This is a genomic window from Flavobacterium sp. 5 (assembly GCF_002813295.1).
GTDB lineage: Bacteria > Bacteroidota > Bacteroidia > Flavobacteriales > Flavobacteriaceae > Flavobacterium.
The window spans coordinates 2,284,274-2,297,266 of sequence record NZ_PHUE01000001.1 but is presented as its reverse complement, the minus strand read 5'-3'; the positions used below and the strand labels follow the sequence as shown (position 1 = coordinate 2,297,266).

The window sequence follows — 12,993 nt, the reverse complement described above, 5'->3', positions numbered from 1 at the left end:
ATAAAAAGATAATATATCAAACGCTTTTTCTACATTAGACTAAGCGTTTTTTATTAACTAAATTTATCTAATGAACCAATTTGAAGCAACATTTACAGATATTTCCAATTGGCATAAAAATGAATTTTATAGTACTGGGGGAACAAGAAGTAAATATATTACTTTGGAACCAGAGACAAATAATGAATACTTTTTTAAAGGATCGAAAGAAACAATTGAAGGAGAAATTAGATATCCGACAGAGTTTTGGTCTGAAATTATTTCTTCTAAGATTGGTCAATTTTTAGGTTTTCCAATGTTAGATTATAATATTGGATATGATGAAAATCACAATCAGAAGGTAGGTTGTTTGTCTAAATCAATGGTAGATAATTCTGTAAATCAATTGATAGAAGGTAAGCGTTATTTAACAGGATATGATGAAAAATATAATGCGGGAATTGATAAGGATCGATATACTTTTCAGTTCATTAAAGGAGCATTAATTCAGTCTGATTTAGAGAATTGTATTAATAATATAATCGAAGTTATAGTTTTTGATTCAATTATTGGAAATTCAGATAGGCATCAAGAAAATTGGGGTATTATAATTGATTACTCTTATGTGAAGGATGTTTTTAATGATGCCATTCATAAAAAAGATAAAAGATTACGTGGGTATTTTAAGAATTTAAAAAGAATATTTAAAGCTGAATTATTACGTAGAGCAATAAATGAGAAAATGACAGATGTTTTGGCAACCGTTATCAATTCTTCTTTTGCCCCAATATATGATAGTGGGTGTTGCTTAGGGAGAGAACATACAGATGAAAAAATTTTAAAAATATTGAATGATTCTCAAATGATTGATGCTTATATCAGAAAAGGAGAATCAGAAATTCATTGGGAAGGCAGTTTAAAAAAAAGAAAGCACCTAGAATTAGTTACCCTTTTACTACAAGAGTATCCAAATGAAACGGAAAAATATATTTCAAGGGTTCAAGAAAAATATCAACCAGAAGTACTAAAGGAACTTATAAATAATATTGATAAACACGTTCCTGAAAACTTAATTAACTTTAAATTATCGGAAACAAGAAAACAATTGATGTATAAATTGGTAACTTTGCGCATCGAAAAACTAATTCAACTTTTATGAAAGCAATAGGAAACATACACCTTATCTGGCGACCAGGTAAAGGCAGTAGAAGAATTTCTGTTGGCACAATTAAAAAAAGTGCTACAGAAGGAATTCGCTTTCAATATAATCAAGAAGGTGTTGCCGAAGCCAAAAAACAAGGATTTGTACACTACGAGGGTTTCCCAGATACAGATAAAATTTACACTGAAAATGTAATTGAAATTTTTGGTCAAAGAATAATAAGAACAGATAGACCAGACTTAAAAAACTTTTATGATTTTTGGGAGATTGATAAAAAAAAGAAAGAAAATAAATATTATATGTTAGCTTTTACACAAGGTTTGCTACCAACTGATAGTTTTGAATTTTTAGCTGATTTTAATCCCATTGATGATTTATCTTTCGTAACAGAAATTACTAATTTGTCGGAAGCACAAATTTCATCGGATAAAGTTTCAATTGGAGATGTTTTAAGATATGAATTAGAACCAAATAACATCTACGATAATAAAGCTGTAAAAGTCTTCAAGAGCGAATTATATTTAGGGCATATTAAATTAATTCATTGTAAAGTATTTCATAAAACTCAAAAGCAATTTAAATTAGTTGTTCAAGGAATTGAGAAGAACGGAGTATTAAAAAGAGTTTTTGTTAAAGCAACTTTAGAATAGATTTAGCATTTTTTTCATTTGCAAAAGACACAAAAATTGTAATTAACTAATGACTTCAAAAATTTCCTAAGTTCAAATGGATGAACTTAGGAAATTTTTTTATCTCTCTGCATAATTTTATAAAACTTCCTCACAACTAAAAACTTCCTTCAAGCGAACTCCTCTTTCCGTTTGTTCAACTGTTATAATTTGATTGTGCGCATCGTGTTCTAAAAACAAATAATAATTTTGATCAGCTGCAGCATTCAAAAATTTTGATTTTTCAGGCATAGTCAACAACGGTCGGGTATCATATCCCATTACATAAGGTAAAGGCAAATGTCCCGCTGTCGGGATTAAATCAGCACAAAAAACAATAGTTTTATCTTGATACTGAATATGTGGTATCATCATTTTCTCCGTATGACCATCAACATAAAAAATATCAAATCCTAATTCTTCCGAAACTCCAAAATCACCATTTGATTTCTGAATAAAATTCAGTTGTCCGCTTTCTTGCATCGGTAAAATATTCTCCGATAAAAAAGAGGCTTTTTCTCTGGCATTAGGTTTAGTCGCCCACACCCAATGATTTTCATTGGTCCAGAATTTGGCATTTTTAAAAGCGGGCTCATAACCGGTTTTGTCTTTGTTCCATTGTACACTTCCGCCACAATGATCAAAATGCAAATGCGTCATAAAAATATCAGTAATATCATCACGATGAAAACCATATTGAGCCAAAGATTTATCCATAGAATGTGTCCCCCAAAGCGAATAATATCCAAAAAACTTTTCTGATTGTTTATTTCCCATTCCTGTATCAATCAGAATCAATCGCTTTCCATCTTCAATTAACAAACAACGAGCGGCAATATCAATCAGATTATTTTCATCAGCTGGATTGGTTTTGTTCCAAATGGTTTTCGGCACCACACCAAACATAGCACCTCCATCGAGTTTAAAATTGCCTGTTTCTATTGGATACAGTTTCATAATTTTTTCTTTAAAATTGAATTTACTTCAAAGATATAAATTCAAAATTTTATTACTGTTAATGTAAATCCAATTCAAACTTATAGCCAAGAAAAAAGACCTGAATTCAAAATATGAATTCAGGTCTTTTTCTAATTTTTAATCTCTAAAAACAGTTTCTTCAATTTTAAATTTTCTTCAAACTTGAAAGGCTTCATTTTAATCATTTCATTAACATCTTTTATCCTTTCAGTTGTAACGGGATGTGAACTTAGAAACTCAGGAATATTGACGACTCCTTTTTCTTCATCTTGCAATCGTTTAAACAAATTAGACATCCCTTTTGGATTTATTTTGTTTAAAACAACTATTTCAAATCCCTGAACATCAGCTTCATGTTCAAAATTTCTGGAAAAAGATAAAGATTGTAAACTATTCACATTGTCTCCAATTGTAGCCATAACTCCATTAGCATCTCCCAAAATTGTTGATACAAATAAATAACCTGACAAATTTCGACACAACATTTTCATTGAATGTCTATTATTTACATGAGCCACTTCATGACCAATAAGCCCAACTAATTCATCATAATTTTTCATGGTTTTGAGTATTCCCCTATAAACAACAATATTTCCATCTGGAAGCGCAAAAGCATTTACTATTGGTGAATCTAGAACCGTAAATTTTAATTTTTTAGTATTCTTTAAGTTCAATTCTTTTGCAAATAAATTTAATGCCTTTGTTTTTTCAACATCAATATTGTTAAACAGAATATTCTCTGCAAAAAAAGTGGTTCCTAAATGAGCATCATATTCTTCTGGAATTATTATTACCGCTTTTTCACCTACCCACGGAATAGCATAAAAATATCCTAATCCAATAATAACAAAGATAAAAACAGTAAAACCAATATGAGCTTTGATTCCCATATCCATTAGTTTTTGATACCAGCTTTGATTACCTCTGTTTTTCCAAAAGATCGAAATCTTTCCTATAAAATCACTGTCTGTAATCTTTATGTTTTGAATAGGATCTTTTCCATATTCAAGGTACATTTTTTTAGATTTTACTTCAAAAGTTACATCATTTAATTCCCAACAATGTTGTTGTCCATTATTGGTTTCAAAAGCAAGAACATCCTTCGTACTGTCAAAAACCAACACAACTTCTTGCGGAATAGCCGATTCTCCGTCAAAGAAAACTCCTGTAGTTTCTTCCTTCATAATATTACATTACAAAATCCAAATTCAAGAAATCACCAATATCTTCTCCTGTAGCATCCTTATAATTATCTTCGGTTTGTGATAACAAATTCAAATCGATATTTCCTTCCAATTCAATATTATCAAAAATATACTTCATAGTTCTAGTTACAACCCAAGCATAACCAATACCCAAAGTCCCAATGATAATTAGAATATTTACAACTGCTAATTTAAAAAAATCACCACCTGTAACCGTTGAATTTAAAGCAATTTCTTTATCATCTTTGCTCATACTTAAATTATTGATATAATATTCAAAAAGATCTTTTTGCCACCAAAAAAGATAAATTCCTAAAGTAAATATTGACAAGAAATACCCTTTAAGATTTAACATAAAATAATCTCCGCCATCTCCATCACTGTTAAATTCTACATCGCCAAATCGGATATTACCTAGTATATAATTCCTCATATTAATTGACATCCAAGAACCGTATATTCCAAAAGTACAAATAGTTAATAAAAGCCATTTGAAGAAATTTAAACTAAACTCTTTGCGGTCACCTCTATATCCAAAACGAATTCCACGCCATGATGTTCTAGACATTCTATATCTATAAGATCCATGTATAGCGAATGGCAACAGCGCCAAAACACCCAAATAAAGTATTCCGATTCCCATAAATGGCGATTTAAGATAGATGAATAAAAAAAATAACCCATAAAGAAATCCAATAATAAGTAAAGCTTTTATAAAACCTTTAAACATCTCTTTACCTGTTCCATGAAATGAAAAAGAATCTCCATTCAAAGACGTTTCACCATATAAAAATTGTAGTTTTCTTGCTTTGGCCCAAGGATAATAAAACCCTAAAGTTAAAACTGTCAGTAACCAATTAACGATAATGACACTAAAAAATTCACTCCCTTTACCACTAAATTCGAGTTGATAATCTGTTTTTGCTTGTACTGTTTCTTCCATAATTAATTTAATACTATTTGGTTTGTTAATAGGTTATAAATATATCATTTTAATCTATAATTATAACCATTATATAACAAATCTCTATCTTCTTATTAGTTATATAAATGTTATGAGCTATGGAAAAAAGTTTTTTATATAGTATATTTGCAATTAATTTAGACGAAATAAAGATTAGAACGTAAAGAAGCTTTCAGAAGGCGAGTACTTTTTATAGAACTCAATATAAGTTATTTACTTCTAAAAAAATAAAAAAAACTAAGATGATACAAGTTTCTGATACTGCCAAAAAGAAAATCATCGATTTGATGAAAGACGATGGTTTTGATGCCGCTGTAGACTACGTGAGAGTGGGTGTAAAAAGCGGTGGATGCTCTGGTTTGTCATATGATTTGAAATTTGACAAAACCAAAGGCGAAGACGATAAAATATTTGTTGACAACGATATCACTATTGCTGTCGAAAAAAAATCATTCCTTTATTTAGCTGGAACAATATTGGAGTTTTCTGGAGGATTAAACGGGAAAGGATTTGTTTTTAACAATCCAAATGCAAATAGAACTTGCGGTTGTGGGGAATCATTCTCACTATAGAAATTAACCTTACCAAAGGTTAAATAACATTATAATTATTATGTCAAAATACACCGAAGACGATTTAAAAATCGAATTAGAGACCAAAGAATATGAGTACGGATTTTATACTGAATTAGAATCTGAAACTTTTCCGATTGGTTTAAACGAAGATATTGTTAGAGCGATTTCTAAAAAGAAAGACGAGCCACAATGGATGACCGATTGGCGCATTGAGGCCTTTCGTGCTTGGCAGGAAATGATTGAACCAGAATGGGCAAATGTTCATTATATAAAACCAGATTTTCAAGCCATTTCTTATTATTCAGCACCAAAATCTGTAGATCCAAATAAAACGTTGGATGATGTAGATCCTGAGCTTTTAGAAATGTACAAAAAGTTAGGTATCTCTGTAGATGAGCAAAAAATGATGAACAATGTCGCTATGGATATTGTAGTTGACTCTGTTTCGGTAGCTACAACATTCAAAAAAACATTGTCTGAAAAAGGAATTATTTTTATGAGTATTTCTGAAGCTATCAGAGAATATCCGGAATTAGTTCGCAAACATTTAGGTACTGTTGTTCCTCAAAAAGATAACTTTTATGCGGCATTAAATTCGGCTGTTTTCTCAGACGGATCTTTCTGTTATATTCCAAAAGGTGTTCGTTGCCCAATGGAATTGTCAACTTACTTTAGAATCAATCAAGCAGGAACAGGACAATTCGAAAGAACTTTATTAGTGGCTGACGAAGGAAGTTATGTTTCGTACTTAGAAGGATGTACTGCTCCAACTCGTGATGAAAACCAATTGCACGCTGCAGTTGTAGAATTAATCGCATTAGATGGTGCTGAAATAAAATATTCTACTGTTCAAAACTGGTACCCAGGAAATAAAGAAGGTAAAGGTGGGGTTTTCAATTTTGTGACCAAAAGAGGATTGTGCGAGAATAACGCTAAAATCTCTTGGACACAAGTAGAAACAGGTTCTGCAATTACTTGGAAATATCCATCTGTAATATTAAAAGGAGATAACTCAATTGGGGAATTTTACTCGATTGCAGTTACCAATAATTATCAACAGGCAGATACTGGAACCAAAATGATCCATTTAGGTAAAAATAGTAAATCAACTATTATTTCTAAAGGAATTTCTGCTGGTAAATCACAAAATAGTTACCGTGGTTTAGTTCAAATTGGAGCTAGAGCTGAAAACGCCAGAAATTTTTCGCAATGTGACTCTTTATTAATGGGTAATAATTGTGGAGCTCATACTTTTCCATATATCGAAAGTAAAAATCCATCAGCCAAAATAGAACACGAAGCTACGACAAGTAAAATTGGTGAAGACCAAGTTTTCTATTGTAATCAACGTGGAATCCCAACTGAAAAAGCAATTGCACTTATCGTAAACGGATTCAGTAAAGATGTATTGAATAAGTTACCAATGGAATTTGCAGTTGAAGCTCAAAAATTACTTGAAATTTCGTTAGAAGGTTCAGTAGGATAAAAAATTTGAAAATGAGCTAATTTGAAAATTTGTAAATGGAAGTAAAAGAAAATGTAATTATTAAATTGACCTTTCAATTTGCTTTAGAAATAATCAAATACTGTGAAATTTTACAAGAAAATAAAAAATATGTAATTGCAAATCAGCTTTTAAAGTCAGGAACTTCTATAGGAGCCAATATTAGAGAAGCACAGAATGCAGAAAGCAAAGCCGATTTTATTCATAAATTTAAAATTGCAGCAAAAGAAATAGAAGAGACAATCTATTGGTTAGAACTTTGTAAGTTTTCAGATAATTATCCAAATGTGGATTCTCATTTAGAACAGATAAATAATATTTCAAGAATTGTCAATAAAATAATAATAACATCAAAACAAAAATAATAATTGATTTGAAAAATTGAAAGTTATCTAATTTCCAAATTTTCAAATTATCCAATTTCCAAATTAATTATGTTATCAATAAAAAATTTACACGCCTCTATCGGAGACAAAGAAATATTAAAAGGAATTAACCTTGAAATAAAAGCAGGTGAAGTACATGCTATCATGGGACCTAATGGTGCTGGAAAAAGTACTTTATCAGCTGTAATTGCTGGAAACGAAAACTACGAAGTAACTGATGGTGAAGTAATTTTGGACGGAGAAGATCTTGCAGAATTAGCTCCAGAAGAAAGAGCTCACAAAGGAGTTTTTCTTTCTTTTCAATATCCAGTAGAAATTCCCGGTGTTTCGGTAACCAACTTCATGAGATCGGCAATCAACGAAACTCGTAAGGCTAAAGGTCAGGAAGAAATGCCAGCAAATGAAATGTTGAAATTGATTCGTGAAAAATCAGAATTATTAGAAATCGACAGAAAATTTCTTTCCCGTTCATTAAACGAAGGATTTTCTGGAGGAGAGAAAAAACGTAATGAGATTTTTCAAATGGCAATGTTAGAGCCAAAATTAGCTATCCTTGACGAAACTGATTCTGGTTTGGATATTGATGCACTTCGTATTGTTGCGAATGGTGTAAATAAATTGAAAAGCGAGAAAAATGCAGTCCTTGTAATTACGCACTACCAAAGATTGTTAGACTATATCGTTCCTGATTTTGTTCACGTTCTTTACAACGGAAAAATTGTAAAATCAGGTGGTGCAGAATTAGCACACGAATTGGAAGACAAAGGGTACGACTGGATTAAACAAGAACAAGAAGCTTAAAAATGGATTTAAAAGAAAAATTACTATCATCTTTTATGGCTTTTGAAGAGCGTGTTGATGTTCATTCTGAACTTCATGACGTTAGAACTTTAGCTATAAAAAACTTTGAAAATAAAGGTTTCCCAACCAAAAAAGAAGAAAGCTGGAAATACACTTCACTAAGCGCCATCTTAAAAAATGACTTTAGCGTTTTTCCAAAAACAGATAATGCTATTCAATACAGTGAAGTAAAAAAATACTTTTTACACGAAATAGATACTTACAAAGTGGTTTTTGTAGACGGTGTTTTTAGTTCGCATTTATCTTCGACTACTCACGAGGGAATTGATGTTTGCTTAATGTCATCGGCATTGAATAAACCAAAATACAAAATGGTTATTGATACTTATTTCAATCAAATCGCTAGTAAAGATGAGAGTTTGACTTCTCTGAATACTGCTTTTGCAAATGAAGGAGCTTATATCAATATTCCAAAAAGCAAAGTAGCTGATAAGCCTATTGAGATCATGTATTTCTCAACAGGAAACGAAACGGCTCTTTTGGTACAACCTAGAAACTTAGTTATTGTTGGTGAAAACTCACATGTACAAATTATAGAACGTCACCAAAGTTTGAACAACAATCCAGTTTTGACTAATTCGGTTACTGAGATTTATGCTCAAAAACGTGCGATTGTAGATTATTACAAAATTCAAAATGATAATCTTGAAGCGAATTTAATTGACAATACTTATGTTTCTCAAAAACAGGAAAGTCACGTTTCGGTACACACTTTCTCTTTTGGAGGAAATTTAACTAGAAACAATTTGAACTTTTACCACTTTGGAGAAAGATTGACAAGTACCTTAAACGGAATCACAATTATTGGAGATAAACAACATGTTGACCATTATACATTGGTAAACCACGCTTCTCCAAACTGCGAAAGCTTCCAGGATTACAAAGGAATCTTCTCTGATCGCTCTACCGGAGTTTTCAACGGAAAAGTATATGTTGAAAAAGAAGCTCAAAAAACTAACGCTTTTCAAAAAAGCAACAACATTCTTTTGAGCGACAAAGCAAGCATTAATGCAAAACCACAATTGGAAATTTTTGCTGATGATGTAAAATGTTCTCACGGTTGTACAATCGGACAATTGGATGAAACTGCTTTGTTCTACATGCAACAACGCGGAATTCCACAGAAAGAAGCCAAAGCATTATTGATGTACGCGTTCTCGAATGCAGTTATCGAAAACATCAAAATACCTGAAATAAAACAACGAATTACTACAATTATCGCTAATAAATTGGGCGTTAAAATTGGATTTGATTTGTAGTTCAATTTCTTATTTAAAATAAAGCCCGACAGATTTTAAAAATCTGTCGGGCTTTTTATTTCTTAACTAAACTATAAATTAACAATACAAATGCAAGAAAAGATAATCCTAAGCCTAAAATAAGACACATCGAATTATATGGATGCTTAATAATTGTTGACCATGCAATAGCATTAAAAATAAAACCTATAACACCCAAGAAGATTGAAAGCAGTATTATATTATTTTGTTTCATCCTATTTACTTCTTAAAACTATTTGTTATTCCACTCAACAGTCCATTAAAATCAAATTTAGAATCTCCAGTCAAACCCATTCTTACAATGACCAAATCCTGTGATGGTAAAATATATACTTTTTGTCCTTGATAGCCATTACAAGAATACATATCTCTTGGGGCATCTGGATAAAAACCTCCCGCATTCAACCAAAATTGAGCACCATATTTTCCATTCGAAGTATTTGTTGGCGTTGAAACATATTTAGCCCAACTGGCGTCAAATATTTGTTCTCCGTTCCAATTGCCTTTGTGCAAATACAATAATCCTAATTTGGACCAATCTCTCGTAGTTGCCCAAGCATAAGATGAACCTACATAATTGCCTGCCATATCGGTTTCTACAATCATCGAATGCATTCCTATTTTATCAATTAAGGCTGAGTACCAAAAATCCAGATATTCTTGATGTGTTTTGAACTGCTTTCTCAAAATTCCAGACAATAAATTGGTAGTTCCAGAAGAGTAATTCCAATGGGTATTGGGTTCGAAAATAGCTGGTTTAAGCAATTGTGTACGAGACATGTCTTCGTCATGAAAAAGCATTTGGGTGGCATCGGAAATTTTATCGTACTCCTCCTCCCACTCTAATCCCGAATTCATGTGAAGCAAATCATTGGTCGTAATTTTTTTTCGAGTATTGTTTTGCCATTCGGGAATAGGAGCTGGTTTGTAGATGTCAAATTTTCTTTGTTTTTGAAGTATTCCAAAAAGAGTTCCAGTAATACTCTTTGTCATAGACCAACCCAAAATAATGCTGTTTTTGTTAAAACCAGTGAGGTATTTCTCTGCAATGATTTTGTCTTTATAGATTACTAAAACGGAACGTGTTCTTTTGTCGTCTTCGCCATTGGCATCAAATGCATTTGCCACTGCTTTATTCAATTTTGCGTAATCTATGTTTGAAAAGGATGTGTCTTTGGGTTCTAGAACGCCATAAGGAAATGGTAATTTGTTTTGTGATAGATTCCTTCTGGGTACTTCATAGGGTTTTGTTACATCAAAATTATCATTGATTAAAGTTGCTCCAAGACCTTGGCGGTAGATCGCTTTGCGTTCTTTTAAACCTAAAACTGTTGCTGTAGCAGATTTTTCAGATTCATTGATTTGATTGGTCGCCCAACCTATAACATCAAAATCATTATCGCTTTTCTCGATAAGTTCTAGTGAACGGTTGTCTATAAAATGTGCCGAGGCAACATTTTTTGCAGAGAATCCGGATATCAGTTCTAATTTTGGATAGGTAATAAATATAAAATATCCCAAAAATAGGAAGAAGAGAAAGGCTATAATTTTAGAATTCTTTTGCATATGGAAAAAATCAGTACTTAAATTTAATAAAAAAAAACGCAAACTTTAAACTTAGAATGACTATTTGGCTATTAATCTAAATTTGATTGTAAATAGTAAGAACTTTTTTTTAAACCATATAAGGCATATAAGAACATATAAATTTTTATCTTAATTCTTTAATGTTTAATAATCTTGCTCCAATTGTATTTAGCTTCAAGATCGAGTTAGAAATCTCAAATTTGGGGTTTGGAACGCCGTGAATGGCGTTATACAACCCCAATTTTGGCGTCTGGAACGCCATTAACGGGGTTCCGAACCCCACCGATGGCGTCTGTAACGCCGTCAGTGGGGTTTTTAATAAAAATCGATAATGTGTTTATGACTACATTTCAATTATAAATAATTACAAAAATGCCAAGTCTCTCTCTTTAGCCCCGATAGGAGTGGAAATCCTCGTAGCTTTTGCGAAGAGATTGTAACGGATAGCGGGAACCCATCTTTCCTGAAAATACCTTTTGTTTGTGCTCCTAAAAATTTTAATAGAACATAGCTTATTACTAAAACACTGCTCGTAATGCTTACTGTTTTTGGAATTATTAACTATTGTATCACAAAAAAGTAAATCAATTGTGTTACTTTTGTATTTAGAAAAAATCTAAATAAAAGAATGTTAGATATTCAAAAAATAAGAGCCGACTTTCCTATTCTTTCAGAAAAAGTAAATGGAAAACCATTAGTATATTTCGATAACGGTGCGACTTCGCAAAAACCGCAAGTGGTTATTGATGCGATTGCACAATATTATCAGGAAATCAATGCGAACATTCATAGGGGTGTTCACACTTTGAGCCAATTGGCGACAGATGCTTATGAAGTGTCTCGTGCTAAAGTGCAAAATCATGTGAATGCTAAACATCTTCACGAGGTGCTTTTTACTTCGGGAACTACGTTTGGTATTAATCTTGTAGCCAATGGATTTGCTTCCATTTTAAAACCAGGAGATGAAGTATTGGTTTCCGCATTAGAACATCACAGCAATATAGTGCCTTGGCAAATGTTGTGTGAAAAAACAGGTGCTACTCTCAAAGTTATTCCGATGAATGATGAAGGGGAATTGATCATGAGTGAATATGACAAATTGCTGTCTTCGAATACCAAAATTGTAACTGTAAATCATATTTCGAATGCATTGGGAACCATCAATCCTATTAAATATATGATTGATAAAGCGCACGAAGTTGGTGCGGCAATTTTGATTGATGGTGCACAAGCGGTACCGCATTTGAAACCAGATGTTCAGGCTTTGGATTGTGATTTCTACGTTTTTTCGGGTCATAAAATGTGTGGTCCAACTGGAACTGGTATTTTATACGGTAAAGAAGCTTGGTTGAATAAATTACCTCCATATCAAGGTGGTGGTGAAATGATTAAGGAAGTGACTTTTGAAAAAACCACGTATGCCGAATTGCCACATAAATTTGAAGCGGGTACACCAAATATTGCAGGAGGCATCGTTCTGGGTACTGCTATTGATTACATGAATGAAATTGGTTTTGAAAACATTCAGAAGCAAGAATTAGAATTATTGCATTACGCTACAAAACGATTGTTAGAAATTGAAGGTTTGAAGATTTTTGGAACTGCTGTTGAAAAGACTTCGGTAGTGTCGTTTAATATTGATGGTATTCATCCGTATGATATTGGAACTATTATAGACAAACTGGGAATTGCAGTAAGAACTGGACATCATTGTGCCCAGCCGATTATGAATTTCTTTTGTATTCCAGGAACGATAAGAGCTTCGTTTTCTTTTTACAATACTAAAGAAGAAATTGATATGATGGTCGAAGCTGTAAAAAAGGCAAAAATAATGTTGTCATAAA

12 protein-coding genes are annotated in these 12,993 nt (G+C 32.1%); 8 read left to right on the top strand and 4 right to left on the bottom strand.

Annotation, left to right across the window (positions count from 1 at the left end; translation table 11 throughout):
- The first annotated feature begins 70 nt into the window (after positions 1 to 70).
- Entirely contained in the window at positions 71 to 1,138 is a 1,068-nt protein-coding gene (locus CLU82_RS09350; RefSeq protein ID WP_100842843.1) for a hypothetical protein, read from the top strand.
- Positions 1,135 to 1,791, top strand: a complete 657-nt coding sequence (locus tag CLU82_RS09345) for a hypothetical protein (RefSeq protein ID WP_100842842.1) — start codon at positions 1,135 to 1,137, stop codon at positions 1,789 to 1,791. The genes CLU82_RS09350 and CLU82_RS09345 overlap by 4 nt, the downstream gene beginning before the upstream one ends.
- A gap of 117 nt (positions 1,792 to 1,908) precedes the next feature.
- Here the strand turns inward: CLU82_RS09345 and CLU82_RS09340 are convergent, their stop codons facing one another.
- The 3 genes from CLU82_RS09340 to CLU82_RS09330 form a co-directional block, all read right to left on the bottom strand.
- A complete protein-coding gene (locus CLU82_RS09340; RefSeq protein ID WP_100842841.1) occupies positions 1,909 to 2,766 on the bottom strand; it encodes an MBL fold metallo-hydrolase in 858 nt (285 codons plus the stop codon).
- Between the two features lie 131 nt (positions 2,767 to 2,897).
- Positions 2,898 to 3,971 carry a M48 family metallopeptidase gene (locus tag CLU82_RS09335; RefSeq protein ID WP_100842840.1) on the bottom strand — a complete coding sequence of 358 codons (1,074 nt, stop codon included), beginning with the start codon at positions 3,969 to 3,971 and terminating at the stop codon, positions 2,898 to 2,900.
- A gap of 4 nt (positions 3,972 to 3,975) precedes the next feature.
- Positions 3,976 to 4,935: a YjgN family protein gene (locus tag CLU82_RS09330; protein ID WP_100842839.1), complete on the bottom strand. Its 960-nt coding sequence runs from the start codon at positions 4,933 to 4,935 to the stop codon at positions 3,976 to 3,978.
- A 263-nt stretch (positions 4,936 to 5,198) separates the two neighbouring features.
- On the opposite strand from CLU82_RS09330, the gene CLU82_RS09325 reads away from it, so the two are divergent.
- The 5 genes from CLU82_RS09325 to sufD all read left to right on the top strand — a co-directional run bounded on the left by CLU82_RS09325 (position 5,199) and on the right by sufD (position 9,541).
- Positions 5,199 to 5,528 carry an iron-sulfur cluster assembly accessory protein gene (locus CLU82_RS09325; RefSeq protein WP_077374886.1) on the top strand — a complete coding sequence of 110 codons (330 nt, stop codon included), beginning with the start codon at positions 5,199 to 5,201 and terminating at the stop codon, positions 5,526 to 5,528.
- A 40-nt stretch (positions 5,529 to 5,568) separates the two neighbouring features.
- Positions 5,569 to 7,017 carry a Fe-S cluster assembly protein SufB gene (gene sufB / locus CLU82_RS09320; RefSeq protein WP_100842838.1) on the top strand — a complete coding sequence of 483 codons (1,449 nt, stop codon included), beginning with the start codon at positions 5,569 to 5,571 and terminating at the stop codon, positions 7,015 to 7,017.
- A gap of 35 nt (positions 7,018 to 7,052) precedes the next feature.
- Positions 7,053 to 7,400, top strand: a complete 348-nt coding sequence (locus CLU82_RS09315; protein WP_100842837.1) for a four helix bundle protein — start codon at positions 7,053 to 7,055, stop codon at positions 7,398 to 7,400.
- A 69-nt stretch (positions 7,401 to 7,469) separates the two neighbouring features.
- The gene (sufC, locus tag CLU82_RS09310; RefSeq protein WP_100842836.1) at positions 7,470 to 8,222 is read left to right on the top strand and encodes a Fe-S cluster assembly ATPase SufC; all 753 of its coding nucleotides are present in this window, start codon (positions 7,470 to 7,472) and stop codon (positions 8,220 to 8,222) included.
- Between the two features lie 2 nt (positions 8,223 to 8,224).
- Entirely contained in the window at positions 8,225 to 9,541 is a 1,317-nt protein-coding gene (gene sufD / locus CLU82_RS09305; protein ID WP_100842835.1) for a Fe-S cluster assembly protein SufD, read from the top strand.
- Positions 9,542 to 9,781: 240 nt separating this feature from the next.
- Here the strand turns inward: sufD and CLU82_RS09300 are convergent, their stop codons facing one another.
- Positions 9,782 to 11,128: a serine hydrolase gene (locus CLU82_RS09300; RefSeq protein ID WP_100842834.1), complete on the bottom strand. Its 1,347-nt coding sequence runs from the start codon at positions 11,126 to 11,128 to the stop codon at positions 9,782 to 9,784.
- A gap of 649 nt (positions 11,129 to 11,777) precedes the next feature.
- On the opposite strand from CLU82_RS09300, the gene CLU82_RS09295 reads away from it, so the two are divergent.
- Positions 11,778 to 12,992 carry an aminotransferase class V-fold PLP-dependent enzyme gene (locus tag CLU82_RS09295; RefSeq protein ID WP_100842833.1) on the top strand — a complete coding sequence of 405 codons (1,215 nt, stop codon included), beginning with the start codon at positions 11,778 to 11,780 and terminating at the stop codon, positions 12,990 to 12,992.
- Position 12,993 lies beyond the last annotated feature (1 nt).